General features: G+C 34.5%; 29 protein-coding genes, 2 tRNA genes and 1 pseudogene. 14 read left to right on the forward strand and 18 right to left on the reverse strand.

Annotation, left to right across the window (positions count from 1 at the left end; genetic code table 11):
• Positions 1–439 precede the first annotated feature (439 nt).
• The 3 genes from feoB to ACJROP_RS07115 all read left to right on the forward strand — a co-directional run bounded on the left by feoB (position 440) and on the right by ACJROP_RS07115 (position 3,145).
• Positions 440–2,458 carry a ferrous iron transport protein B gene (gene feoB, locus ACJROP_RS07105; RefSeq protein WP_406534782.1) on the forward strand — a complete coding sequence of 673 codons (2,019 nt, stop codon included), beginning with the start codon at positions 440–442 and terminating at the stop codon, positions 2,456–2,458.
• Between the two features lie 207 nt (positions 2,459–2,665).
• On the forward strand, positions 2,666–2,893 hold the full coding sequence (locus ACJROP_RS07110; protein ID WP_406534783.1) for a ferrous iron transport protein A: 228 nt from the start codon (positions 2,666–2,668) through the stop codon (positions 2,891–2,893).
• Between the two features lie 54 nt (positions 2,894–2,947).
• The gene (locus ACJROP_RS07115; RefSeq protein WP_406534784.1) at positions 2,948–3,145 is read left to right on the forward strand and encodes a hypothetical protein; all 198 of its coding nucleotides are present in this window, start codon (positions 2,948–2,950) and stop codon (positions 3,143–3,145) included.
• On the opposite strand, the gene ACJROP_RS07120 is transcribed toward ACJROP_RS07115, so the two are convergent.
• The 7 genes from ACJROP_RS07120 to ACJROP_RS07150 all read right to left on the reverse strand — a co-directional run bounded on the left by ACJROP_RS07120 (position 3,142) and on the right by ACJROP_RS07150 (position 8,331).
• Complete coding sequence (locus ACJROP_RS07120) at positions 3,142–3,981, reverse strand: ATP-binding cassette domain-containing protein (RefSeq protein WP_406534785.1); 840 nt, start codon at positions 3,979–3,981, stop codon at positions 3,142–3,144. The two genes, ACJROP_RS07115 and ACJROP_RS07120, sit on opposite strands and share 4 nt — an antisense overlap.
• A gap of 9 nt (positions 3,982–3,990) precedes the next feature.
• Positions 3,991–4,821, reverse strand: coding sequence for a cobalt ECF transporter T component CbiQ (cbiQ, locus tag ACJROP_RS07125; protein WP_406534786.1), 831 nt, complete (start codon positions 4,819–4,821; stop codon positions 3,991–3,993).
• Between the two features lie 65 nt (positions 4,822–4,886).
• Positions 4,887–5,189: a PDGLE domain-containing protein gene (locus ACJROP_RS07130; protein WP_406534787.1), complete on the reverse strand. Its 303-nt coding sequence runs from the start codon at positions 5,187–5,189 to the stop codon at positions 4,887–4,889.
• A 1-nt stretch (position 5,190) separates the two neighbouring features.
• Positions 5,191–5,823 (reverse strand): cobalt transporter CbiM, encoded by a 633-nt coding sequence (gene cbiM / locus ACJROP_RS07135; RefSeq protein WP_406534788.1) that lies wholly within the window; start codon positions 5,821–5,823, stop codon positions 5,191–5,193.
• A 260-nt stretch (positions 5,824–6,083) separates the two neighbouring features.
• Positions 6,084–7,364 carry an oligosaccharide repeat unit polymerase family protein gene (locus ACJROP_RS07140; protein WP_406534789.1) on the reverse strand — a complete coding sequence of 427 codons (1,281 nt, stop codon included), beginning with the start codon at positions 7,362–7,364 and terminating at the stop codon, positions 6,084–6,086.
• Between the two features lie 11 nt (positions 7,365–7,375).
• Positions 7,376–8,146: an adhesin gene (locus ACJROP_RS07145; protein WP_406534790.1), complete on the reverse strand. Its 771-nt coding sequence runs from the start codon at positions 8,144–8,146 to the stop codon at positions 7,376–7,378.
• Positions 8,147–8,163: 17 nt separating this feature from the next.
• Entirely contained in the window at positions 8,164–8,331 is a 168-nt protein-coding gene (locus tag ACJROP_RS07150) for a 4Fe-4S dicluster domain-containing protein (protein ID WP_406534791.1), read from the reverse strand.
• Positions 8,332–8,510: 179 nt separating this feature from the next.
• Between ACJROP_RS07150 and ACJROP_RS07155 the strand changes: the two genes are divergently transcribed.
• The 4 genes from ACJROP_RS07155 (at position 8,511) to ACJROP_RS07170 (ending at position 10,585) form a co-directional block, all read left to right on the forward strand.
• Positions 8,511–8,593 (forward strand) — tRNA-Leu (locus tag ACJROP_RS07155).
• Positions 8,594–8,632: 39 nt separating this feature from the next.
• Positions 8,633–8,705, forward strand: a tRNA-Thr gene (locus ACJROP_RS07160).
• A gap of 129 nt (positions 8,706–8,834) precedes the next feature.
• A complete protein-coding gene (locus tag ACJROP_RS07165; protein WP_406534792.1) occupies positions 8,835–9,689 on the forward strand; it encodes a hypothetical protein in 855 nt (284 codons plus the stop codon).
• Positions 9,690–9,697: 8 nt separating this feature from the next.
• A complete protein-coding gene (locus tag ACJROP_RS07170) occupies positions 9,698–10,585 on the forward strand; it encodes a PhoU domain-containing protein (protein WP_406534793.1) in 888 nt (295 codons plus the stop codon).
• Between the two features lie 27 nt (positions 10,586–10,612).
• Here the strand turns inward: ACJROP_RS07170 and ACJROP_RS07175 are convergent, their stop codons facing one another.
• Genes ACJROP_RS07175 through ACJROP_RS07205 form a run of 7 tightly spaced genes read right to left on the reverse strand, consistent with a single transcriptional unit; the run spans position 10,613 to position 15,073 of the window.
• A complete protein-coding gene (locus tag ACJROP_RS07175; protein WP_406534794.1) occupies positions 10,613–11,455 on the reverse strand; it encodes a fumarate hydratase in 843 nt (280 codons plus the stop codon).
• 51 nt (positions 11,456–11,506) lie between these two features.
• Entirely contained in the window at positions 11,507–11,746 is a 240-nt protein-coding gene (locus ACJROP_RS07180) for a 4Fe-4S binding protein (RefSeq protein ID WP_406534795.1), read from the reverse strand.
• Positions 11,747–11,755: 9 nt separating this feature from the next.
• On the reverse strand, positions 11,756–12,256 hold the full coding sequence (locus ACJROP_RS07185; RefSeq protein WP_406534796.1) for a 4Fe-4S dicluster domain-containing protein: 501 nt from the start codon (positions 12,254–12,256) through the stop codon (positions 11,756–11,758).
• 10 nt (positions 12,257–12,266) lie between these two features.
• A complete protein-coding gene (gene porB, locus ACJROP_RS07190; protein WP_406534797.1) occupies positions 12,267–13,136 on the reverse strand; it encodes a pyruvate synthase subunit PorB in 870 nt (289 codons plus the stop codon).
• 2 nt (positions 13,137–13,138) lie between these two features.
• On the reverse strand, positions 13,139–14,284 hold the full coding sequence (gene porA / locus ACJROP_RS07195) for a pyruvate synthase subunit PorA (protein ID WP_406534798.1): 1,146 nt from the start codon (positions 14,282–14,284) through the stop codon (positions 13,139–13,141).
• A 13-nt stretch (positions 14,285–14,297) separates the two neighbouring features.
• A complete protein-coding gene (gene porD, locus ACJROP_RS07200) occupies positions 14,298–14,540 on the reverse strand; it encodes a pyruvate synthase subunit PorD (RefSeq protein ID WP_292818734.1) in 243 nt (80 codons plus the stop codon).
• Between the two features lie 11 nt (positions 14,541–14,551).
• Positions 14,552–15,073, reverse strand: a complete 522-nt coding sequence (locus tag ACJROP_RS07205; protein WP_406534799.1) for a pyruvate ferredoxin oxidoreductase subunit gamma — start codon at positions 15,071–15,073, stop codon at positions 14,552–14,554.
• A 289-nt stretch (positions 15,074–15,362) separates the two neighbouring features.
• Here ACJROP_RS07205 and ACJROP_RS07210 point away from each other — a divergent pair, with 289 nt between their 5' ends.
• A complete protein-coding gene (locus ACJROP_RS07210) occupies positions 15,363–16,964 on the forward strand; it encodes a dihydropteroate synthase-like protein (RefSeq protein WP_406534800.1) in 1,602 nt (533 codons plus the stop codon).
• Between the two features lie 2 nt (positions 16,965–16,966).
• Here the strand turns inward: ACJROP_RS07210 and ACJROP_RS07215 are convergent, their stop codons facing one another.
• Entirely contained in the window at positions 16,967–17,404 is a 438-nt protein-coding gene (locus ACJROP_RS07215; protein WP_406534801.1) for a hypothetical protein, read from the reverse strand.
• A 124-nt stretch (positions 17,405–17,528) separates the two neighbouring features.
• On the opposite strand from ACJROP_RS07215, the gene ACJROP_RS07220 reads away from it, so the two are divergent.
• Genes ACJROP_RS07220 through ACJROP_RS07245 form a run of 6 tightly spaced genes read left to right on the forward strand, consistent with a single transcriptional unit; the run spans position 17,529 to position 22,284 of the window.
• Positions 17,529–18,383, forward strand: coding sequence for an AAA family ATPase (locus tag ACJROP_RS07220; RefSeq protein ID WP_406534802.1), 855 nt, complete (start codon positions 17,529–17,531; stop codon positions 18,381–18,383).
• A gap of 2 nt (positions 18,384–18,385) precedes the next feature.
• The gene (locus tag ACJROP_RS07225) at positions 18,386–19,540 is read left to right on the forward strand and encodes a vWA domain-containing protein (protein WP_406534803.1); all 1,155 of its coding nucleotides are present in this window, start codon (positions 18,386–18,388) and stop codon (positions 19,538–19,540) included.
• 8 nt (positions 19,541–19,548) lie between these two features.
• Positions 19,549–20,466 carry a TIGR00269 family protein gene (locus ACJROP_RS07230; protein WP_406534804.1) on the forward strand — a complete coding sequence of 306 codons (918 nt, stop codon included), beginning with the start codon at positions 19,549–19,551 and terminating at the stop codon, positions 20,464–20,466.
• 4 nt (positions 20,467–20,470) lie between these two features.
• A complete protein-coding gene (locus ACJROP_RS07235; RefSeq protein WP_406534805.1) occupies positions 20,471–20,674 on the forward strand; it encodes a MoaD/ThiS family protein in 204 nt (67 codons plus the stop codon).
• Between the two features lie 2 nt (positions 20,675–20,676).
• Complete coding sequence (locus ACJROP_RS07240) at positions 20,677–21,537, forward strand: damage-control phosphatase ARMT1 family protein (RefSeq protein WP_406534806.1); 861 nt, start codon at positions 20,677–20,679, stop codon at positions 21,535–21,537.
• Between the two features lie 12 nt (positions 21,538–21,549).
• Positions 21,550–22,284, forward strand: coding sequence for an NAD(P)-binding domain-containing protein (locus ACJROP_RS07245; protein WP_406534807.1), 735 nt, complete (start codon positions 21,550–21,552; stop codon positions 22,282–22,284).
• Here ACJROP_RS07245 and ACJROP_RS07250 read toward each other — a convergent pair.
• From ACJROP_RS07250 to ACJROP_RS07260, 3 genes and pseudogenes are all read right to left on the reverse strand, one after another.
• Entirely contained in the window at positions 22,274–23,551 is a 1,278-nt protein-coding gene (locus ACJROP_RS07250; RefSeq protein WP_406534808.1) for an adenylyltransferase/cytidyltransferase family protein, read from the reverse strand. The two genes, ACJROP_RS07245 and ACJROP_RS07250, sit on opposite strands and share 11 nt — an antisense overlap.
• Before the next feature lie 19 nt (positions 23,552–23,570).
• Positions 23,571–24,053 carry a DUF308 domain-containing protein gene (locus ACJROP_RS07255; protein WP_406534809.1) on the reverse strand — a complete coding sequence of 161 codons (483 nt, stop codon included), beginning with the start codon at positions 24,051–24,053 and terminating at the stop codon, positions 23,571–23,573.
• A gap of 37 nt (positions 24,054–24,090) precedes the next feature.
• Positions 24,091–24,538, reverse strand: a pseudogene (locus ACJROP_RS07260) (TIGR01210 family radical SAM protein); the annotation flags it as partial.

The raw sequence follows: 24,538 nt of genomic DNA on the forward strand, positions 1-24,538 counted from the left end.
CCTATTGTATCAAATTAGAAAATTGTGGAAAGCTAATTTAATACAATTATGTTTATTTTGGAGATTGTATTATTATTTGACTAATAAAATGTTTTGTTAAGTGAAAAATTTAGGTAAGCCTAAATTATATCTCACTTGTATTAAAGTTGAACTTCATAGTATATAAATGTTTTGGAATTTTTAGGCATGCCTAAATTTTTTCCAAACATCACTATGGGAAAAAACAGTACTTATATAACAATAGTTATTTTTTATATATAAACTTTTGTTTTTTTGGTATTCCTAAATATTTAAATATGATAAAATTCAATAGTGTAATAGGTTTAGGTTAACCTAACTTTTAGAAAACTTAAACTAAAAATAATTTTTTTTAGATATGGATGATATTTTTCATGAGAAATATGATCCAATTTAGTTAATAAAAACGGGAGAATGGTTAATGACAAAATTAATTGTAGGATTAGCAGGAAACCCTAATGTAGGGAAAACTACTGTATTCAATCAATTAACTGGTATGCGACAACATGTAGGAAATTGGCCTGGAAAAACTGTTGAAAGAGCTGAAGGTCATTTCAAACATGGTAGTTATGAGTATGAAGTTATTGATTTGCCTGGTAATTATGCATTAAGTGCTCATTCTATGGAGGAAATAGTTTCTAGAGATTTCATTGTAGATGCGGACTCCGATGTTATTATAAATGTAGTTGATGCTGCTAATTTAGAACGTAACTTATATTTAACAGTTCAAATGATGGAATTGGGCGCTAACCTTGTAATGGCACTTAATATGAATGATTTCGCTAAAAAAAGAGATCATATAATCAATATAGATTTGATGAGTGAACTTTTAGGATTCCCTGTAGTGGAAGTTAATGCAAAAACCAAAGAGGGTTTTGAAGAATTACTGACTGCAGTTGAAAAAGCGGCTGCAAATCCAGTTGATTCAAGCGCCAAATTATCTTATGGAAATGAAATTAAAGGTCATTTATCTTCAATTCAGGAAATAATCGAACAGGACAATAATTTATTAGATGTTCCATCTGTTTGGACTGCAGTAAAATTGTTAGAAAAAGACACAATTGTAATTGAGAAAGTACAAAATTCACCTAAAAGTTCTCAGATTATGATTGAAACTGATAAAGTGGCAAGTCACCTTCATGATGTTTATAAAGAAGGGGCTGAAGAAGTTATCGCAAATGCAAGATATGCATTTATTGATGGATTAATGGCAGAAGCTGTTCAAAAACCAGCTGTCGAAAAAGAAACTATAACTGACAAAATTGATAAAATTGTAACCAATAGGCTTTTAGCTCCATTCATATTTATTATTATAATGTGGGCATTGTTCCAATTAACATTTACAATTGGTGCTCCTTTCCAGGATATGATTGACGAATTATTTGGTATGATTGGTGAATGGGTAGGTACATTCATAGCTAATGAGTATTTAGCTTCCTTCATCTGTGACGGTATCATTGGTGGAGTAGGTGGTGTTTTAACTTTCTTACCTATCATTATTCTAATGTTCCTGTTCTTAAGTATTTTAGAGGACTGTGGGTACTTGGCAAGAGCCGCATTCACATTAGATAAAATTATGCACAAGATTGTTGGTCTTCACGGTAAAGCATTTATCCCTATGATTTTAGGATTCGGTTGTGGAGTACCGGCTATTATGGCAACAAGAACCATGGAAAATGAAGGGGACCGTATGCTTGCTATGATGCTTGTTCCATTCATGTCTTGTACTGCCAGATTGCCAATTTATGCTATTTTCATAGCTGCATTTTTCGCTGAAAATCAAGGTAATGTTTTACTTGCAATTTATTTATTAGGTATCGTTGTGGCACTTATTGTTGCGGCTATCCTTAAAAGAACTTTATTTAAAGGTTTATCATCTCCATTTGTAATGGAATTACCAACTTACAAAGTACCTTCTATAAAAGGTGTATTGCTGCACACTTGGGAAAAAGTAAAAGGATTCTTAAGAAAAGCAGGTACTATTATTCTTGCTTGTTCTATTGTATTATGGGCATTAAGTATCTTCCCATTAGGTGTGGAATATGGATCTGCTGATAGTTTATTAGGTATGATTGGTAATGTTATTGCCCCAATTTTCGCTCCATTAGGATTTGGAACCTGGCAAGCTGCTGTAGCGATTATTGCCGGTTTGGCTGCTAAAGAAGTAGTGGTGGCTACTTTCGGTACTCTCGCAGGTATGGAAGGAGATGATGAAGAAGGTATTACAAGCTTAGTGCATGATACATTCACTCCATTGTCAGCATTTTCATTCATGGCATTTACCTTATTGTACACACCATGTTTTGCAGCTATTGCTGCAATCAAGCAAGAAACCAACAGTTATAGATGGGCGTTAATTATGTGTGCTATTACTTTAGTAACTGCATATATTGTTTCCTTCTTAATATACAATGTGGGTCTTTTAGCAGGATTCGGATAGGTGTAAATTATGCGCAGTAGAAGTGGAATTAAAGGTGTTAAAATTCCAAAAGATGATGATGATTAGTTTTTTCTAATTATCATTTTTTTCATTTTTTAAAATTTTTAGTCATAACTAAATATTTAAATACTTGTTGGTACAAAGTATTATTTAACTAATTTTTAGCATGCCTAAAAATTTCTATATTAATTATAATATGGTGATACTATGAAAACATTAAAAGATGCAAAACCTGGTGAAACAGTAACCTTGGTAAAATATCATGAATCTGGTGATGTAGGTTTAAGAAGACATTTATTAGGAATGGGTTTTGTTAAAGGAGCGAAGATTACTATTAAAAAAGTTGCTACTTTAGGAGATCCAATTGAAATGAGTGTTAAAGGATATGATGTTTGTCTTCGTAAAGAAGAAGCAGAAAACATTGAAGTACAATAAGCTTCAATTTTTTCATTATTTTTTTTAATTTTAATTTATTAACGGTGTTATATTATGAAGTGCAGAATGTGTGGTTTTGAATTTGATGAAAACAAATTAGAAAATCGAGGATGTTCTAGTTGTGGAAAACATAATTGCAATAGTTTTCATTGTCCAAACTGTGGATTTGCAAATTCTCCAGATCTTGATCAGGAATTTGAATTCATTATTAAGTTTAAAGATAAACTAAAAAATATGAAATCATCAAATTAATTTTTTGTAGCATTTAATATTTCTTCAACTGTTTCGTTAATGCCTATTTTTTCAGTATCAACATTTAATCCATTTTCTTTTAATTTATATAATATTTCAGTTGTTACTGGTGCTTTTAGGTGAGCTTTTTTTAATAATTCCTTATCGGAAAATATTTGATGCTTGTCACCTGAAGCTATAATCTCTCCATGGTATAAAACAAAGATTTTTTCTGCAAATTGGTTTACCATTTCAATGTCGTGTGATGAGATTACAATGCTCATTCCCTCTTTGTTAAGATTGTTTAAAATGTCAAGCACTTTATCGACACCTTCAGGATCCAATCCTGCAGTTGGTTCATCAAGAATCATTATTTCTGGTCTCATTGCAACGATACCTGCAATTGCAACTCTTTTTTGCTGACCTCCACTTAGGTGATGTGGGGTCTTGTCTTCAAAACCGCTCATTCCTACCATTTCGAGCGCTTCTGTAATCCTGTTATTGACTTCATCATAATCAAGGCCCAAATTCATTGGTCCAAAGGCAACATCCTCCTTAACGGTTGGCGCAAACAGTTGGTCATTTGGATCTTGGAACACGATTCCCACTTTCTGCCTTACTTTAAGCAGTTCTTCTCGCTCAAAAACGATTTTTTCACCATCTATCTCGACATGGCCTGAAGTAGGTTCGGTTAGGCCGTTGAAGTGGGAAAATAATGTTGACTTACCCGCACCGTTCGGACCCATAATAGCTATCTTTTCTCCTTTTTTAATTTGAATATTGACATTGTTCAATGCTTTAGTCCCATCAGGGTATGTGTAAGATAAATTTTTTGTCTCTAAATGAATTTGTTCCATATTTTCCACCTAATTAATTGCTAAATTTTGTCCGAAGTAACCTAACTGTCCGGAATATTTGAATAGGATAATTTCAAGAATAATCACGATAATAATTATAGTAAATAAATAAGCATAATCGCTTTTATCAGGAGACCTTTTTTCGTCAAACATTTCAGATGCATCTGAAAATCCACGGCTCACCATACTTTTGTGAACTCGCTCTCCCTGTTCATAAGCTTTTAAAAACATCATTCCAATCGTATAACCGACCTGTCTGACCCTCCATTTATAAGGGATATTTTTGTCATGTATGTTAAAATTCCTAGCCTTCTGGCTTTTTCTGATTGCGGCAAGCTCATCAACAAATAAAAATAGGAATCTTACCATGATTGATAGAATCATTGCCAAATCTCTCGGCATTTTTAATTTTCTAAAAGAGCTGGCCATTTCTTGTAAAGGAGTAGTTGATGAATAGATAATGATTGCGGTTAGACATACAATCATACGAACCAACAGCAATATTGCCCAATTCAGCCCTACATCGGTAACGTGTATCCATGAATAACTCCAGATTATGTTTCCAGGTTGTATGAACGGTTGGAATATAATGACTGCCCCACCGAATGGGAGCAACATCAATAATCGTTTAAATGAATCTCTGTATGATAGATTAGCTAGTTTCAATATAATTAATAATACGATTTCCAGTATTATTGGTATAAAAAGTTCTTTTGAGATAACACAAACAAGTATTATAAAAACAGTCGAGATTAACTTTATTCTTCCTTCTAAATTATGTATTGGACTGTCTTTTGATGCTAAATCATCAAACCTCATTATTTGTGTTATGTCTGCCATATAAATCTGTTAAAATGAGTTATTAAAAAAAGGGAAAAAATAGAAATTAAAAAAATAATTTCTATTTATCTGCTTCTTACGACTTCTGCAACGACATATCCTAATGCTAAGGTTATGATTGCTCCGATTACCAGTGCTACTATTTGTAATACTTGGTTATCAGGATCATTTGCAAATGCATAATCCGGGAAAATAGCATCAGGGATGCCACTAATTTCTTCAATTGAGAAGTCTTCAGCAAGACCTGAGTCTTCAGCTGATTTTTCTAATCCGTCTGGGTCACCAGATGCAATGTATGGTGAAAGACAGCAAATTATGATACAGATGACTAATGCAACTCCAATTAAATAAGTATCTTTTTTATCCATATTATGCATCTCCGTTATTCCATGCGAGTAAATCTGGTCTATATTTGTCTAATGCAGCAAGAACAATTACGGTTAATACTGCTTCGATAATTCCTATGAAGAAGTGGTATAAAACCATGGATGGGATACCGATGTTCATTGGGAATGTTCCAGCAATACCCATTTCAATAGCACATGCTAATGCTGCAATTACTGTAGCTAACCATGCGGCAATTCCTGCTGCAGGGTATTTTCCAATTTTGTCCGCTAAAGCTTTGAAGGTGTATAAACCGACAAAACCTCCAACGATTGCCATATTTAATACGTTTGCTCCTAAAGCAGTAATTCCTCCGTCACCGAATATTAATGCTTGGATGAGTAAAACCACAGTAAATACTAAAACTGCAGCTTCTGGTGCGAAGAATACAATAGCCACTAATGCTCCTCCGACCATGTGTCCACTGGTTCCGAATGGAATTGGCATGTTCATAGACATGATTGCAAAAATACCAGCCGCAAGTACTGCTAAAAGAGGTATATGTTTTTCATCTAAGTTAGATCTTGCCCATTTCACAGAGAAGTATAATGCAACGATTAATATTACATAGTATATTAAGCACTGTGCAATAGGTATAAATCCATCAGGTATATGCAATTAAATTCCTCCATTTTCATAAAAAGTAATACTTTTTTTCATTTGATTTATAAATGATGTATTACTAATTAGTATTATTTTTACTTATTTTCTTTAGTATCAAGTCTATTTGGACTTTTATTAAGTAAACTGTTTAATAAATCCTATATATGGCTTGACATTTTATATTTTAATTTTATTTATATATATAAAGGTTATTAAAGTAATACTTTTTAGTATTATTTCGTATATTTAGTAATACTGTGGAGTTTAAAATTGCATTAATTTTTTACTTTAACGAGGTTAATTAAATAGATAAAAATAGCTATTGCAAAATATAACAGCACTTGAATGTCTAAAATTCCTGTTTCTATGCCTAAAATTGAGTATGTTAAAATTAAAGAGTAAATACCAATATAAAAGAAATCCTTGGTTTTTTGCATTAGTTTAAACCCAATACCTAAGGTTAATCCTAAGATTAGCATCTGGACTGCAACACCAACTTTCCCGAAATCAGCTACCATTTGTCCAATTAGTGTGGGAGTAATGGTAACTTCAGTTCTCCATGCAATAAGCTTTCCAATCATCATTCTTGGGCCTAATTCGCTGCCGGGGATGGAACTTAATAAAACTTGTCCGTGTGTAACTCCAAAGTCGCCCCCTATGAAATCAAGCAGGTTCAATACATGTAAAGTGAAGTCCGCTCTTGATTGTAGTGTGTAGAATGGATTTGTTGAAGAGGTTATTGTCATCTCGCCAACTGACCTAAAATAACCAATTCCTATTATTGCACCTACACCAATTGCAGCACCAACTGCGACTTCCCATAGTGAAATGATATTTCCATAGAAACCTATGATAATTATGATTAGAAATGCTGCAAGTAGTGGTGTCCTATACCCTAAAATCAATAAAAATGCACAGTCGATAAGCAGTAAAAATAGGAATCTGAACCTTGCCTGTGAGCGGGCGATTTTTCCATCTTGGAAATCTTTAAGATATGCACTGGCAATCAAGCAGGTTGCAGGGATTATCAAAAACACAGGCATTGTAAATGCAGGTTTTAAAAGGTATCTGATTGATGGTTTTAAAAGAGGTATTCCTCCAACGGAAGCAATACTTATAAAGAAAAACACAATGCTAACTAATGTTAGGCAGAATCCTATTGAATAAATGTCTCTTTTCTCAAATTTAAGTATATTTTCAGCAGAATCATTTAAGAAATATCTTGGAAGTATTGTAGATCCTATAAAAAATGCAACAAATGCAACAATTAATGTAATGACTAGACTTTTTGATGGGGCGGTCATTGATAAAAGCAAAAATATTGCAAATAAAAACAGCACAATCAGAGGATTGAAAATGTGATTTCTTAAAATATTGTTTTTGTTTAAAAAACTTAGAAAATTCTCATTGGGATACAATTTTTTAAAGTAGCTATTTACCCATCCTTTTTCAACAAACCTTAAAATAGAAAAAATTGTGCTGAATAGAAACGATTCGTGAAATTCATCGCTTATCTTGTTTAGTATTGAAGTTAAGGTAGAATAAATAACGCTCATATGTTATCAACTTAAAAATTTCTGATATTTGTAACATTATAATTGTTTTTAATGTTTTCTAGCTGACTATCGCTACAATTGTAAACTCTAATTGTAATTTCATCTGTTATTCCATTGACATTTCCTAGAATGGAGTTGGCATCATTAATATTTTGGACGGTTGCTTTTTCAATCCTCAACTGATTATATGATGATGAATCCAAAGCCATAATCGATAATCGTTTATCTTTTGAGTTGATCTTATTGGCAATTTCTTGAAGTTTTGTGGGATTGAGCGTATCAAAAGTAACTATTGTGGAAATTTCGCAATCAACATCTGTTAGATTTTTACATAAATCGTTTAATGAGGTGACTTTTTCGGGAAGTATTGTGAATTCGACTAGATTATCATATTTGCTCCCATCACTCTCAAGAGAAAGTGTATTGATGTAAATGTCTGCATTGGGGATGTCTTTATATAATCCTGCCAAATATGTGGTATTGTTGGCGTAGATTAATACTTTTACGCTGCCACTGATATCTTCACAAACCCATTTGACAGTTCCATTAACTGTCATGTCTTCTCCGGTGCTTGCATTATAACCCTCTACGCTAGCTTTCACAATGTTTCCATTTTGATAATAATTAGAATAAGTAACTGGGATTTTGCTGATTGTTGATGTGTCAAACGCTGTTTTTTCTAAATTTGAAGTGTTGTCTGTTGTAATATGTATAAACGCAAATACAACAGCACATATTACTAATATTATTATAATATAATCGATTATTGTAAATTTTTTCATGATAATCTTTAATTTAATTATTCTTCGTAAATAGCACCTACCGGGCAAACGTCAACACATTCGCCACAGTTATCACATTTTGTATTGTCAATAACGATTGTATAAGCTTTCCTTGAAATCGCTTCTTCCATACACACATCTATACAATCTTCGCAAACTCCACATTCTTCCATATCAACTATCAATTAATCCACCAGTTCCATTTTATTTTAAAAATATCGTTTATATAAGTATATTTATTTAATATCTTAATATTTAAATAATTTGCCAAATAAGTTTAATTTGTTGCTTTTAATTTTTTCCATAATTTTTCTCAAATAATGGTAACATTTAAATACTATGTGATTAAATATATTTATTATATGCATGGGTGCCCGAGCGGCCAAAGGGGAAGGACTTAAGATCCTTTGGCATAGGCCTTCGAGGGTTCGAATCCCTTCCCATGCACTATTTTATAATTTTATATAATTTTTAATTCCTGATTGCGCCTTAGTGGCTCAGGTGGTAGAGCGCTACCTTGGTAAGGTAGAAGTCGGGGGTTCGAATCCCCCCTAAGGCTTTTTGGTTTTTTAAATATATTATTTTTTTAAGAATTTCATTTTAGATTTAAGTCAATTTTAAATATCTTAAGTTATAAAATAGATTATCAATTTGTATGTTTGTTTTTAATTAAATCGGATTAAGGGGAATGCTTGTGAACTATTCAAAAATAATATTGGTGGGTTGTATTTCTGCATTCGTTGCATTGTTAACCTCCTTTTTGGGAGTTGCAGGGACAATTATAGGTTCAGTAATTTCTTCAATGTTATATAATATGCTTTCAGAGGCTCTTGAAAAGCCGGTTCAGGAAGCAGCTTTCAGTAAGGATTTTGAATGGGAAGTGGCTTATGTATTTCCATTAATCGTGATTGTTTTAATTCAGATCTTGTTCATTTTAGCGTTATTGTCTGAATGGGGCTTGTTGCCATACACCTTCCTTAAGGCGTACGTATCACTTCAAGGAGTGGCAGGCAACAATCTTTATCGTCTTTTGGGATGTGCATTAATAATTATTAGCGTTTATCCATTCGTATTAAAACCTAACTTTATTAAAAAGGAACATGGAGCCATCATTGCTTTTGTAGGGTTAATATTTTTGGCAAGAGGGTTTGCTGATTATGGCAATGTCATCACATATTTCTATGATGACATATTCATTTATTTTGATTTCCCGATAGCTATTGTTGCTTTAGTTCTATTGTTATTTGTCATTGTAAGAATATTGAATTTGGCAAAAAAATCAGAAGATGAGTTTAGAATAATTAAAGATAAACTTAATTATGCCAATCCTAAAAGAAGTGCTAAAGAGGTTAATAAATCTCAAAACATTGATTTTCAAAAGATTAATGCGGATAATGATAATCCTAAAAATAACGACAATCTTGATGAAATTAATGTCACATTTAAAAATCATGTGACAAAACCATCTAATTCTGGAATCAACGAATCTTCAGAGAATATTCACTTTGAATCCAATGATTTATTGGATGATTATAAAAAATAGTTGGTATTATGAGTAAAAAAGACAAAACCTTGAAGGATATTTTGGATTGCATTTTATATGAAAATCCATCAACTCAAGATGAGATCGCAGAAAAGCTTGGAATAACTCGCAGATATGTTACTCAACTATTGCAACCTCTGGTTAAGGACGGTACCGTTAAAAGGGCATATATGATTGATTTTAAAAGTTATGAGGAGCTTGCAGAGTCATTAAGTGAATATGTCAATCTAAGGGAAACTAAAGGCAACGTGTTGATAAATGATATGTTGGCAAACATGTCCAGGCATGTTCATTCACAGCTGGAAGCTTCGTTTAGTGCTGTTTTGGAACATGATGAAGATAAGGCCAATAGGGCTTTGGAAATGGATTATGTGACTAACAATATGGTTGAAAAAATAAGAACTTCAGTCGAAACGATTGTCAGCATTGACCAACATCCCGAATTTTCTAAATCTCTACTTTACAATGAAGTTGCATATGATCTGGAGCGTATTGGGGATTATTGTGGTCATATTGCAAAATTTGTTATTAATGAAGTTTATGAAATTGATGAAAACATCTTGAAAAAATTAAAAAAGATGTATAAAACAGCTCAAGAAATGATTCGATTATCCATGACTGCATTCATTGAAGGGAAAACAGAGTTAAAGAAAGATTTAATGGAATTTGAGGATTCCATTCATATTCTTCAGTCTAAAGCCATTAATTTGATTGCAGAACAAATGGCTGAAAGCACTTTTGATGAAAAAGAGCGTTCAAATTATTTTATTTATTTATTCAGAGTTATTAAGGCATTTGAGAGAATGGGCGATATTTCAGTTGAAATCATGGATGTTTCAATTGAGTTTCATGAAAATATTCCAAGATCTACCACACCACGTTCTTTCAGATACTAAAAAAGAGTTAATTTGATTAGAAATAATCTAATCATCATATATTTTTCCTGTAGCGTGCCTATCTGCCCAACACTGGATACATACTCCTATTGGAAGGCCTGCTGTATGGGTATGTGCTTTTAAGATTTTGACATCTAATGTGGTAGTTTTACCGCCAAGACCCATTGGGCCAATTCCAGAATTGTTTATTTCAGCCAATAGTTCTTCTTCAAGTTTAGCTATTTCCGGGTCAGGGTTTCTTTCACCTACTTTTCCAAGCAATGCTTTTTTACCGAGTTTTAAACATAAATCTGATGTTCCTCCGATACCGACTCCCACAACAGTTGGAGGGCAAGGTTTTCCTTTTGCTTTTAGGACAGATTCAACAACAAACTCTTTAATTCCTTCAATGCCTTCAGCAGGAAGGGCCATTTTCAATGCATTGTTGTTTTCAGAACCGAATCCCTTAGGCAAGATTGTTATTTCCAAGTAATCTTCATCAATAAGTTCTATATCAATTGGAGGGATGTAATCCCCAACATTAATGTTTGTGTTTTCGCGTGTTAGCGGATCAACGATATTTGGTCTAATCGGTATTTCCTTTGTTGCCTTTTTAATCCCTTCTTCGATTCCTCCACGCAAGTCTTCAACTTCAACATTGCCTAATTTCACAAAAACGACTGGCAGACCAGTATCCTGACACATTGGAATGCCTTTCTCTTCTGCAAGTTCAATATTTTTTAAAATAGCTTCAATATTTAACCTGGCAAGTTCATGTTCCTCTATTTTTAAAGCATCCTCTAGTGCTTTTTTTACATCATCGCCTAAAACAATGACCGCTTGTTTGTAAAGTTCATAAACGGTATCCCTAATAGTATCTTTAGTAATCAAAATAAAACCCTTATAAAAATTAATTAATCATATTTTTGGATTTTGAAATATTTATATTTTGATTATTCCTATTGGGCAAACTTCAACGCAGTCTCCACATTGGGTGCATTTTTCATCGTTGATGGTTATGGCTCCGCCTAAAACTTCAATAGCATTTTCACTGCATGCTATCAAACAAGGTGCTTCTGATGGTTGGCAGTGCATACAAAATAAAATAGGAGTGTCAACATCTGGTGTTTGTTGACAACTTCCGCAGGTTGTACATTCAGTACAGTTTCCTGATTTAAACATAATTCTTTATTATTCATCTAAAACAAGTCTTGCTCTTGCTTGACTTGTTATGACATGGACAAAGCCGCCTTTGCCACTATCAGGTTCATATAATCCTGCCATTTTAGCAAGATATTTTTCCTGATTTTTAATCCTGATTTTTTCAGGGTCAGCAACACTAATGGCTCTTTTTGTACATGCTTTGATACATGCAGGTCCTTCTTCTCTGTCAGCACAAAGATCACATTTTTCAGCAACTTTTGCTTGGAAAGTCATTGCACCAAACGGACAAACCATTACACATAATCCGCAGCCAATACATTTTTCAGTATTGACTCCGTCATCGGTAATTGCATCAGTTGGACAGATTTTTATACATGGTGCACTTTCACAGTGTTGACATACAATGGCATAAAAGGAAGAATCATGTTCTATAATTTTAATTCTGCTAGACTTATGGATGGATTCACACATGTTTGAACAGTTAAGACATCCGTCACATAAATTGTTGTTTACAACAATACTTTCCATTGTCTTCCTCCTATAATCCTAGTTCTTTACATTCTGCGTCAACGTATTTTTGGATTTTTTCAATGTGTTCTTCATCTAAGTGTCTGAATCTTTTTTGTGGTGCTAAGTATTCTTTTACAGGTTTTCTTTCTTCAGGCCTGTAAGTAATTTCGAATTTGCCGTCCACGATTTCGTATAAAATCCAAGATCCAGTTTCTACAGCTAATCTACCCATTTCAATAGTTTTTTCTGAAGGATAACCCCAACCAGTAGTACATGGTTGTTGTAAGTGTATGTATGCAGCTCCTTTGGTTGCTGCAGCTTTTTTAACTTTGTTAACATAGTCTTCAGGGTATGCGATTGATGCGGTAGCCACATATGGAATTCCATGTGCTGCCATAATCATTGGCATATTTTTCTTAGGTTTGTCTTCTCCGAAACTTGCAGTTCCACTTGGTGAAGTTGTGGTACTTGCACCGTATGGAGTAGCTCCACTTCTTTGAATACCTGTATTCATGTATGCTTCGTTATCGTAACAAATGTAAAGCATGTTGTGTCCTCTTTCCATAGCTCCGGATAAGGATTGTAAACCAATATCTACAGTTCCTCCGTCACCACCAAAAGCAACTACATTAATATCATCTTTTCCTTGAATTCTTAATGCACTTTCAACACCTGATGCTACAGCTCCAGAGTTTTCAAATGCAACGTGTATAAATGGGACTTCCCATGAAGATTCTGGGTATGGTGTAGTCATAACTTCAAGACAACCAGTAGCAGAAATAGCTACAGTGTTTTCGCCTAAAGCATTGAGAGCTAATTTTACAGCAATAGATGCTCCACAACCAGCACAACCTCTGTGTCCCGGTGCTAATAAATCTTTATCAGGTATATCTACCATATCTATTCCTCCTTAAGTCCAAGCCATGTAACTTCATCTTCTGGCGCTTTAGTTTTTTCATAAGCTTCTATGATGTATTCCGGTATGATGTCTCTTCCACCTAAACCGGCAATAAATCCATAGATTTCTTTATCAATTTTGACTTTCATATCAGCGTAAAGTGCTCCACCAATTCCGAATGAGAAGTTTTTATCGATTACAGCTATTTTTTCACAATTTGCCACTGCTTCGTTGATTGCTTCTACAGGGAATGGTCTGTAAGCTCTAATTTTAAGCAAACCTACTTTTTCGCCTTTTTCTCTTAATTGATCAACTACTACTCTGATAGTACTGCAGAGTGATCCCATTGCAACAAATACGATTTCTGCATCTTCGGTTTTATATGCATCAACGAGTCCGTATTCTCTTCCGAAGATTTCGGCGAATTCTTCACCAGTTTTTTGAATTACTTCAATAGATTTGGTCATTGCAACATCCATATCATGCCTTGCTTCGGTATAGTAGTTAGGGTCGGCAAAGTTACCAATGGACATTGGCTGTTTTGGATCAAGGAATGCATGTTCTGGAACATATGGAGGTAAGAACTTATCTACACTTTCTTGATCTGGTATTTCAACAGGTTCAACTGTGTGTGTTAAAATAAATCCGTCTAAACATACCATTGTTGGAAGTAAAACATTTGGATTTTCTGCAATTTTATAAGCCATTAAAGTAGTATCTAATGCTTCTTGTGCATTTTCTACATAAATTTGTAACCATCCTGCATCTCTTTGTGCAATTGAGTCTTGTTGGTCGTTCCAAATATTTAATGGTGCAGAAATTGCTCTGTTTGCATCAGCTAAAACAATAGGCACTCTCATACCTGCTGCTGCATACAAAATTTCGTGCATTAACATTAATCCTTGTGAAGATGTTGCTGTAAATACTCTTACTCCAGCACCACTAGCTCCAACAGCAGCACTTATTGCACTGTGCTCTGATTCTACTTTAACATATTTGGCATCAATTTTCTCATCAGCTACATATTGTGCCAAGTATTCTGAAATTGTAGTTTGCGGAGTAATTGGATAAACAGGAATAACTTGTGGTTTAGCTAATCTTACAGCTTCTGCAACTGCTTTATTTGAGGTCATTATTTCTTTTACCATTTAATCACTCTCTTTATTCTTTTACCATTTCGATTGCATCGGAAGGACATTCGTTTGCACAAATTCCGCATCCTTTACAGTAATCGTAATCAATATCGTGTTGTTTGTTTACACTGCCATCTGGACAAAATAAAATACAATTATCACAATCAATACATTTTTCTTTGTCTAAAATTGGTTTGAATGTTCTCCAGCTTCCAGTTTTATTATTTCTACTATTACCTGGGTTTTTAATTACACATCCTATACTTACCATAATCTCACCCTTTATCCCATATCATAAGCTTTTTTAGTAGCTTCCACATTTAGCTCTCCAACTTTGCCAGGGAATGTTTCTTTAATCACTTCTAAAAGTGAATCAATAGTTACTTCTTGGGTTTTCTTAGCAAAATATCCTAAAATAATAGTATTTACGATGTTACGGCCTAACATGTCTAATGCAATTCCAGTTGCATCAATACTGTGGACTTCATGTGCGCCACTGCCTTCAAAATCTTCAGTGTTTATAATTACTTCAGTATTGTCTTTAATTCCTGAAAACACATCTACTACATTTAATAATCCATCATCTAAGACTAATACATAGTCGGGATTATATACTTGATATCTTAAATCGATTGGCTTATCATCAATTCTTGTGAAAGCCATGACTGGAGCTCCTCTACGTTCTACTCCAAAGAATGGAAAAGCTTGGGAGTATTTGCCGTCTTTAAATGCTGCTTTTGCGAGAATTTCAGCAGCAGTTACAGCTCCTTGTCCGCCTCTACCATGAAAACGAATTTCAATCATTAATTTTTCCTCCATATATTTATCATGTATAATCATTATAAATTACAAAATATATAAATTTTATGTTAATTTTTCGATTTTGGATAATTTTGTTTTAATTAGTTTGTCTCACTAATTTATTTTTTCTTAATTTTTTTATAACTGTTTTTAATCTTTTTATTCATTTTCTATACAATTTTTAGCTGTTTTTTAAAAATAGAGATTTTTAAGAAATTATTATTTTTTTAAAAGAATTAATATAATAAATAATAATATAATTATAATTAGGAAATTTGGTTGAGATGTTATTATGAAAGTTTTAATTATTACAGGTGATTTGGCATACCCTCTAATCAAGAGCGTCGTTGCAAATTCAAGTCAGGATATCATTATACATGTTGCAGAAACTCAAGTTGCAGCATTTTTAACACCTACACAAATCATCAAAGAAGTTAAAACTCATTTTGCCGATCAACTTGATGAAATTGACATGATTCTAGTCCCGGGATTAATTAAAAAGGGAACAAGAGAAATTACAAAAGAGTTGGGAATCCCAACATTTAAGGGATCCACTGACGGTGCAGACCTTGCAATGGTTTTAAATTTGGTGGGAAGCATTGAGTTATCTGAAGATAAGCCTGCAGATAAGTTGATTGAAGAAGAGAAAAGAAAAGAGGCATTCAAATTTATTGAAGAATTTGAAAACGATGAAGAGAATATCAAAAAACTTCTTGAAAAGCCAAACAATATCTTAATTAGAAATCTCCCTGTTGGTGAGGATTTCCCTATGAGGGTTTTATCTGAAATCGCCAACGCCCCATTTTTGTCTAAGGAAGCATTAATCAACAAATGCCAATATTTTGTTGATTCCGGTGCAGATATGATTGATATCGGTATGGCTGCCGGAGAAGATTTTTCAGATAAGATTCCAGAGTTAATAGAAACGTTACGTCCAATTGTCGGTGACAGGCCATTAAGTATTGACACATTAAATCCGAATGAAATAAAAGTTGCAGCGGAACATGGAATTGACTTTGTTTTAAGCCTTGATTTAGGAAATCAAAGCGAAGTTTGTGATATATTAAAAGAAAAAAATATTCCTGCAGTATTGCTACCGACCAACTTTTCACAGGGCATATCACCTAAATCTCCAAGCGAGAGAGTTGAAGCTATGCATCAGTTAATCAAGGATACTGACGGTTTAAAATATGTTGCGGACCTGATATTGGATCCGGTAAACAGCTCAAGCATTGTCGAATCCATTATTGCTTGCCATGATTTTCATAAGGATAATCCAGCACCAATGTTTTTCGGAGTAGGTAATGTTACTGAGTTATTGGATGCGGATTCCGGCGGTGTTAATGTGCTTCTAGCAGGAATTGGTATGGAGCTTGGCGTAAGCATCCTGTTCACTCCTGAAGAAAGTGGAAAAACAAGGGGCAGTGTTTATGAATTGGCCACTGCATCAAAAATGATGTTTCTTGCAAAACACAGAAAGTCAATACCGAAGGACTTGGGAATTAAATTAGTTGTATTCAAGGATAAACATAAAAGAAATGATATTATTTTAAATGAACTGGATGGAGTTCCTGAAGCCAGACGAAAAAAGCCTATGAAATTTATTAGGGATAAGGCAGGCAGTTTTAAGATTAGTGTTGACTATGGAACTACAGTTAAAGATAGCAGAATTATTGCAACTCATTTTAAGAAAAATAAGGCGGATCTGGTCATTGTCGGACAGTCTGCCCAGGAAATATATGAAGAAATAGTTACAGAAAATCTGGTTACAAGAATGGAACATGCAGCATATTTAGGTTCTGAACTACAAAAAGCAGAAATCGCAATGATTACCGGAAAAGAATATGTTCAGGATTTTGATTTATTCAAAAATCCTGATGAGTTTAAAAAATAATTTTATTGGAAATCAGCAGTATTTGTTGAACTTTCAGATTGTCCTGCTTCAGATGTTGATGCAGATTCAGATTGACTGGATGATGTATCAACGTCAGATGCGGTACTTTCCTGACTACTTTGGCTTGGTTCACTACTTTGACTTTGTGAGTCAGAATCACTTGAGCTAGAGTAGTCTGAATAACTGCTGCTACTATATCCACTACTTCCACCTGAACCGGAATATGTTGCTCCGGATTCATAGTCTGTGCTTGAATAAGTCTCAGTTGGTTCTTCAGCAATGTTTGTTGTATTTGTTGTGTTGTTTAGTTGTACGGACATATTAAGGTCATCTTCATTTTGATTAAGTGACAGTCCATTTTCAGTTATGATGAAAGCAACTGCCGCTGCTCCAAGAATTAAAATTATCAGTGCGATTATGATAGCATTTTCAGCTTTCATGCTTTACCTCCTTAATCATTAATTATTATATTAGTACTACTATATACTTAAATACTTACATAACATTTAATACAAATTTACAATAAATTTACTTTAATAACAAATTTTTTATGAAGGTTAAAAATTGCAAGTTGAAAATATTACTATTAAAGATATCGACAAAAGTCTTCTAGAGGCAAGTTATGTTTCGAATAATGAAATCTCAACAACTTTGTATTTGTCCTTTTTGCTTGGAAAGCCAATGCTTATTGAAGGGCCTCCGGGTGTTGGAAAAACAGAGCTTGCTAAAGTGGTTGCAAAAACTTATGGCAGGGACTTTTTCAGGATTCAATGTTATGAGGGAATTACATTTGAGCAGATAGTCGGCGAATGGAACTATCAAAAACAGTTGCTTCACTTGGAAGCCGCCAGGCATGATTCCAATAAGGAAGATAAAATTTTTGATGAAGAATTTTTCATAAGAAGGCCATTGCTCAATGCATTCTTAAATGAGAATGATTCCGTTTTATTAATTGATGAAATCGACAAGGCTGATGAAGAAGTGGAAAGTTTCTTGCTCCAGGCTTTGGGTGAACAGGAAATAACAATAAACGATTTGGGAACTTTCCAGTTGAAAAATGATTTGATTGTTATCTTAACATCAAATTCACAAAGGTCACTTCTTGACGAAACCAAGGACAGATGTCTGTTTTTATACATCCCTTATCCTACAGTTGAACGTGAAATTGAAATTGTCAAATCCAAAATACCTGATGCCAGCGAGGAAACGGTTTCATATGTAGTTAAGTTAGTTCATCAAATACGTAACCTTAATCTAATGAAAAAACCGTCAGTTCGGGGAACTGTGGATTGGGTTCGTTCTGTCAATGATTTGGGAACAAGAAATATAGACCAATCTTTAAGAAACAGTATTGGTGTTGCCATCAAGACTGAAAGTGATAAGAAAAGGGTCATAAAGGATATTTTTGATAAAAGATAGACATGATCAGTAAAATCGCCACTTTGTCAGCAAAACTTAGAGAAAAAGGACTGCCTGTAAGCATCAGGAGCACTCAAGCGGCCGTGCAGATATACATGGATTTGGGTGCTGATGACAGAAATCTCCTAAAGACAGCCTTAATGGCAGTCTATGTTAAGGACAGGTATGACATTCCTAAATTCAATAAGGTTTTTGATGAAGTGTTCACTGTTGAACTTCCTAAAAAGAAAAAAGAAGAATTAAACAGAGGTATGGCATATAGAGGCGGAGGTCCAAAATCCAACAAATATGTCATTAAAAAGCAAAGCAATATGGCCAGCAAGGTCAGGAAAGAAAAAATAAACAATGAAAAATTGAAAATGCTTTCAGGACAGCCTCTTTTGGATGAAGTCAAACAGCTCGAACGTGATGGGGAATTGATGAACCAGGATCTAACCAAGCTGAATCGTTTTGACCCTAGGATGCTGGAAATCTGTCAAAGATTGGGAAAAAGAATCGCCAATAAGCGTTCAAGACGTAAAGTTCAAACTCATTCCCATAAGATTGATATCAGAAGAACCATCAGAGCCAATTTAAAGTATGGCGGTGTTCCATTCGAACTTGTAAAGGCAAAGCCAAGACCTCATAAAAATGAACATTTGTTTTTAAATGATATTAGCGGGTCATGCGAATGGATCAGCAGCTGGTTTTTCATGCTGATGTTTTCAGCCCAAACGGCTTTCAAAAGATCAAGAATGTTTGAATTCGACAACAAGGTAATCGAAACTACAAGAGCCCTGAAGGAAGAGTATCTCATTGACTCATTTGTCAAGGTTAAGGACATGCGCATTAAAAACATGATGGTTCATGGAACTTCAGACATGTACAGCGCCTTCACTGCTTTTAGGAATATGACCAATATCAGCAATAAGTCTTATGTAATCATATTATCTGACTGCAGGGATTGGGCAGGGCCGAAAGTAAATGGAATTCCTGCAAGCGTCGAGTTGGTTGAGGAAATGGCAAGAGACGCCAAAAAGGTCATCATTTTAAATCCTGAAGATAGGAATAAATGGGATGTCGTAGACAGTTGCGTTTCATTATATGAAGAGGCAGGAGCGCAAGTTTTTGAGGTAAATACTTTAAACCAACTTGCACACTTCGTAGAACAGATGTAGGTATTAATATGCAATGCAGTAAATGTGGAAATCCTAAGGTAATTTATAAAAGGGAGCAGTCCGGTCAACTGTTATGTAAGGATTGCTTTATAGAATCAATTGAAAAAAAAGCCATTAAGACAATCAGAAAGGAAAAGCTATTGGATAAGGGAGATAAGGTTTTGGTAGCCCTTTCAGGCGGTAAGGACAGCGTAACCACACTTGAAGTATTGAATACCTTTCGTGAAATGAACGTCATTGACATTTGCGCCGTAACAGTTGATGAAGGAATCGCCAATTACAGGCAGGACGGCGTCGATATAGCTATCAGGCATGCTGAAAGGTTAGGCATCGAACACAAGGTAGTTTCCCTTAAGGATGAGTATGGAATTACTTTAGACGAGATAATGCAAAGGGAAAACCATAAAGGGTCATGTACTTATTGCGGAGTATTTAGAAGAACAATCATAAACAAGGCAGCTCGTGAGATGGGAGCGACAAAAATTGCCACAGGGCATAACTTGGATGATGAAGTTCAGGCAATCATGATGAACTATCTTGAAGGGAATACCGATAACCTGACCAAACTGGGCGCAAAAACCGAATCCAAGGCTAAGGAGTTTACAGTCAAAATCAAGCCTCTGCGTGAAATTCCTGAACGTGAAATTGGTTTGTACGTTGTTGCAAAAGGCCTGGAAGTTCACTTTGACAGCTGCCCATATGCGATGCAGTCCTTTAGGGGCGAAGTGTCAGAAGTCATCAACCAGCTTGCAGAAAAGCATCCGACCATAAAGTACTCTACACTGAGGGGATACGATAAAATTAAAGAGGTATTAAAAAAAGATTTTAAAAAGGAATATCCTCAAGGAAGATGCAGCAGATGCGGTGAACCCTCAGCCAATGATTTATGTAAAGCATGCTCATTTCTAGAAGAATTAGGATTGTGATATTATGTCATTTTTATTGAAATATAAAAGTTTAGAAGAGGAAAGGGAAATCCCAAACGATAATTATACGATTAATGATTTACTTAAGGAGTTGGAATTGTCAGCTCAAACAATGGTGTCAAAGCAAAATGGAGAGCTTGTAATTGAAGACACTGTAATCGAAGACGGCGATGAAATTCAATTAGTTCAGATTATTTATGGTGGTTAGTTTTGAAGATAAGCTATGAATGTGGGCCTTGCTTTTTAAGGCAAGCTAGGGAAGCACTTGATTTGTCAACTGATGATGAAGCACTTAAAATGGAAGTCATAGGAGAAATTTTTAAGTTTTTAAGTGATAATTTCAAGGAAGGGACCAATTCAAACAGCACTGGTTCTGCAATGCACAAATTGATTATACAAAAAACAGGCTGTAGGGACCCATACCGTAAGGAAAAAATCAAGGGCAATGAAATCGCTTTAAAATACTTGCCGGAAGTTAAAAGGATTATAGATGAAGATGACTGCCTGGAAAATTATGTAAAGATAGCAATTATCGGAAATATTTTGGACTTTGGTGCATTTACGTTGGATGATGATGTTGAAAGCGTTATTAAAAGCTCCCTTAAAAAAGATTTAACCGTCAAAGACATTGAAGAGTTTGAAAATTCACTAAAAACACATGACAGGGTTTTGTATTTAGTGGATAATACCGGTGAAATAGTATTTGATAAATTGCTTTTGGCTAAAATAAAGGAATATGGATTGAACATTACAATCGCCGTTAAATCAGAGCCTATCCTGAATGACGCATGCATGGTTGAAGCGCTTGATGCAGGCCTTGACGAGTTTGGCGAAATTGTTGAAATCGGTTGCGGAACAGTCGGTTATGTGGACAGTGAAATTTCAGAGGAGTTTAGGAAGATTTTCAATGACCACAAATTCATAATTTCAAAAGGAATGGGCAATTATGAAGGATTAACAGAGATTGATTTGTCCGATAAAGATATATATTTCCTATTATGTGCAAAATGCAATACCATTTCAAGGGATATTGGTGTTGACCTGCACGACATGCTTCTTTTTAAAAAATAATAAAGTGATATCATGATTATAGGTTTTATTGGATTTGGAAAAGTTTCTCAAAATCTCATAAGTTTAATAAAATCTGACGACATTACATTCATGACTTCCGTTGAAGGAAGATCTCAAAGAACAATAGAAAAGATTAAAGACTATGAAATAGGTGTTGCAGATACTTTTAAGGAGGTAGCTATCGAATCAGACATTTTGATTTCTGCAAATTCTCCTAAAAGCGCTATTGAAGTTGCTGAAAAATATGGAAAATATGCAAAGGGGATTTATCTGGACCTGAATAACATCTCTCCGGACACAACTTTTGAGATTTCAAAATTCACACCAAACCTTGTTGATGGGGCAATCATCGGAAAAATCGATTCTGCACATCCAATTCTATATGTTTCGGGTGAATTGTCAGATAAATTAATGTTTTTAGGGAAATTCATTGACATCCGTAAAATCAGTGATAATGTTGGGGATGTAGCCATCTTGAAATTGCTTAGAAGCAGCTATACAAAAACATTGTCTGCACTTCTAATAGAATCCAGTGAACTTGCAAAGCAGCACAATCTTGAAAACGAATTTTTTGATATCCTATCGCTGACTGAAGGCGATGAATTTAGGGAAAAATCACTTTCAAGAATAAACAACACATTAAGCAGCTCTAAAAGAAAGAGTGAAGAATTGGAAGAAATAATTGATTATTTTGAAGGCAGTGATTTGACGATGGTTAGGGCAGCCCTAAAAAAGCTTAGCCGATAGCAATATTGACTTTAAATCCTTTTTTGGCTTTTTTTATACTGCCATCAACTGGAATAAAATGGGAATCCATAATGTATCTGAGGTAAGTCACTTCAACTGCCGGAAGCCTTAAATTGGTTTTGATCTTTTTGCCTTCGCTTTTAAACTGCACTGAAATTTTCCCGTTCTTGTCGACATATAAGTCTGTTTTCAGGCCTTCTTTTGTAATTTTCGTTTCGAATTTGGTTAAGTTCAGCCCGGCTTCAAGACTTAAAGGAGGATTTACACTAATATTTTGACTTCTAAACTTGTCATTTGCTTCACGGGCAGATACTCCCTTTTCGCCTTCGCTTGCAACATACCATGCCCTATCGATAACCCGTTGAACTTTCTGATTATCAGGTATTACGCCTTGTGATTCATAGCTTTTCATTAGCTCCATCACTTCTTTTTTTGTAACTTCCATTTCTATTGCACTTATTGCAAGTCTGGTCATAACAGGCCCGTAATCTGACCTTCTAAATACTGCCCAAATGGATTCGGGATCTCTGTAAACCCTTCTTTTAATAATCTCATTGATTGTATTTCCATTAAGATAAGCTATTTTTTCAAGGTTTCCTCTTGAATAGGTATTCATTCTTTTATAGATATCATTCCAGTTTCTCTCGCCCGGAACTCTGCCCGCTTCAATTTCTCTTTCAAGAATCTCAACGGTAGTTTTCGGAAGCAACTTTTTAACTTCGCCGGTTATTTCCATATCATTGTCAATGAGGGATTGCCGGATTAGTCGTCCGGAGTACTTTTCCTTATTGAACTCTTTAACAACATGATACTTGACTTTGGAGCCTAAAAATTCGTTAATTGCATACCATCTGATTTCATTTCTATTGGTATAGCTTTTCGGCATTCCTACAAAATTCCCCTCATCAATGAATTTCTGGGCTTTTGATTTGATTTCATCCAGGGTAATGCTTGCTGAGGTGATATAGTCAGTCACTCCATCATCAATCATCTGTTTAAGTCTAATTGGAACGCTGTATGATAAAACCAGTCTGTGGTGAAGGCCTTCAAAGGATCTTACTTCATCAGCACCAAGTGCCAATGCCATTTCTCGACGCGCTTCAAAGTTTGTAAAAAAAGGGGCGTGATTTGCGCTGAATCCTTTGTTCAGATATACCACAACCTTTTTGTTTTCCTCATCGGCTAGTTTTCTAGCTTCACTGATTAATTTTTCATGACCTTTATGAACGGGGTCAAAATCTGCACTGATTCCAATCAATATAAACACCAAAAAAAGAAGGGATAGGTTATCTATCCATCAATTTTAAAATACCACTTATTACTAACCATATTCCGATTAATGTGCCGAGAATAATAGGATTTGCAACATAAGTTCCAATGATAATGTATAATAAACCGAGTACAACTCCAGCTATTCCAATGTAGAATCCATATCTGCTGGTACGATTATTTATTAAAGATACCAAACCTACAACAATCAGCATTATTCCAGCCAAATACAATGAAATTTCGGTTAAAAATCCGATTAATGCAGGATTGAATATAAGGCATATGCTTAATAATAAAAGCACGATTCCTAAAAACAGGTCAATTATTGCACCGCTGGTATTGTAGTCTATTATGCTCACTCCAACAACAAGCAAATAAATGGACATTAACAATACTGATAATCCAATTAAGGAACTAACTCCAATAACTCCCATCATTGGAAATGCAATAATAATCAATCCTAGAATTATAGCCAGTAAACTAATAAATTTAGTTTTCATAATTTCCTCCTAATAATAATTAATATTTTTAATTATATCAATATAACGGGATATGCTTAATCTCAACAGTTGAGCTATTCATATCTGAATTATTAACTTGAGCTAACCATTCACTTTTGCACTCACAATCATATTCTATTTTGCTTTGAGTTAAGTTGTTAGCTATTATCATATGCTTTAAGTCTTTATTACATTTTTTGCAGTTATAAGGGCCACGTCTTGAACCGAATCCTGAGGTGTCAAGGAGAGCCGGAATGTCCAATTCATCACGAACGGTGTTAATGATTTCGATACATGACCAGATCCATGGAGGTTGATATGCTCCTTTTCTCCAGAATCGCTCAATTACGGTTCCTCCATGTATTGTTGCAGGGCAGAATGAAAGTCTGTTTACTCCGATTGAATCACAGTATCTTGCAGTTTCAATTGCTTCAGATATTGCTTGAGTTTCAGAAACGAGAATAGGTTTTACAAAGATATACGCT

Source organism: Methanobrevibacter sp. (assembly GCF_045220775.1).
Classification (GTDB): Archaea; Methanobacteriota; Methanobacteria; order Methanobacteriales; family Methanobacteriaceae; genus Methanocatella.

What these genes read in the sequence shown, in the direction of transcription:
- ACJROP_RS07235 (WP_406534805.1), top strand. Translation starts at nt 20,471, where the DNA reads ATGTCATTTTTATTGAAATATAAAAGTTTAGAAGAGGAAAGGGAAATC.
- ACJROP_RS07225 (WP_406534803.1), top strand. Translation starts at nt 18,386, where the DNA reads ATGATCAGTAAAATCGCCACTTTGTCAGCAAAACTTAGAGAAAAAGGA.
- porA (WP_406534798.1), bottom strand. Translation starts at nt 14,284, where the DNA reads ATGGTAAAAGAAATAATGACCTCAAATAAAGCAGTTGCAGAAGCTGTA.
- ACJROP_RS07130 (WP_406534787.1), bottom strand. Translation starts at nt 5,189, where the DNA reads ATGGATAAAAAAGATACTTATTTAATTGGAGTTGCATTAGTCATCTGT.
- feoB (WP_406534782.1), top strand. Translation starts at nt 440, where the DNA reads ATGACAAAATTAATTGTAGGATTAGCAGGAAACCCTAATGTAGGGAAA.
- ACJROP_RS07165 (WP_406534792.1), top strand. Translation starts at nt 8,835, where the DNA reads ATGCTTGTGAACTATTCAAAAATAATATTGGTGGGTTGTATTTCTGCA.
- ACJROP_RS07115 (WP_406534784.1), top strand. Translation starts at nt 2,948, where the DNA reads ATGAAGTGCAGAATGTGTGGTTTTGAATTTGATGAAAACAAATTAGAA.
- ACJROP_RS07110 (WP_406534783.1), top strand. Translation starts at nt 2,666, where the DNA reads ATGAAAACATTAAAAGATGCAAAACCTGGTGAAACAGTAACCTTGGTA.
- ACJROP_RS07170 (WP_406534793.1), top strand. Translation starts at nt 9,698, where the DNA reads ATGAGTAAAAAAGACAAAACCTTGAAGGATATTTTGGATTGCATTTTA.
- ACJROP_RS07140 (WP_406534789.1), bottom strand. Translation starts at nt 7,364, where the DNA reads ATGAGCGTTATTTATTCTACCTTAACTTCAATACTAAACAAGATAAGC.
- ACJROP_RS07245 (WP_406534807.1), top strand. Translation starts at nt 21,550, where the DNA reads ATGATTATAGGTTTTATTGGATTTGGAAAAGTTTCTCAAAATCTCATA.
- ACJROP_RS07185 (WP_406534796.1), bottom strand. Translation starts at nt 12,256, where the DNA reads ATGGAAAGTATTGTTGTAAACAACAATTTATGTGACGGATGTCTTAAC.
- ACJROP_RS07210 (WP_406534800.1), top strand. Translation starts at nt 15,363, where the DNA reads ATGAAAGTTTTAATTATTACAGGTGATTTGGCATACCCTCTAATCAAG.
- ACJROP_RS07215 (WP_406534801.1), bottom strand. Translation starts at nt 17,404, where the DNA reads ATGAAAGCTGAAAATGCTATCATAATCGCACTGATAATTTTAATTCTT.
- porB (WP_406534797.1), bottom strand. Translation starts at nt 13,136, where the DNA reads ATGGTAGATATACCTGATAAAGATTTATTAGCACCGGGACACAGAGGT.
- cbiQ (WP_406534786.1), bottom strand. Translation starts at nt 4,821, where the DNA reads ATGGCAGACATAACACAAATAATGAGGTTTGATGATTTAGCATCAAAA.
- ACJROP_RS07255 (WP_406534809.1), bottom strand. Translation starts at nt 24,053, where the DNA reads ATGAAAACTAAATTTATTAGTTTACTGGCTATAATTCTAGGATTGATT.
- ACJROP_RS07120 (WP_406534785.1), bottom strand. Translation starts at nt 3,981, where the DNA reads ATGGAACAAATTCATTTAGAGACAAAAAATTTATCTTACACATACCCT.
- porD (WP_292818734.1), bottom strand. Translation starts at nt 14,540, where the DNA reads ATGGTAAGTATAGGATGTGTAATTAAAAACCCAGGTAATAGTAGAAAT.
- ACJROP_RS07230 (WP_406534804.1), top strand. Translation starts at nt 19,549, where the DNA reads ATGCAATGCAGTAAATGTGGAAATCCTAAGGTAATTTATAAAAGGGAG.
- ACJROP_RS07180 (WP_406534795.1), bottom strand. Translation starts at nt 11,746, where the DNA reads ATGTTTAAATCAGGAAACTGTACTGAATGTACAACCTGCGGAAGTTGT.
- ACJROP_RS07145 (WP_406534790.1), bottom strand. Translation starts at nt 8,146, where the DNA reads ATGAAAAAATTTACAATAATCGATTATATTATAATAATATTAGTAATA.
- ACJROP_RS07205 (WP_406534799.1), bottom strand. Translation starts at nt 15,073, where the DNA reads ATGATTGAAATTCGTTTTCATGGTAGAGGCGGACAAGGAGCTGTAACT.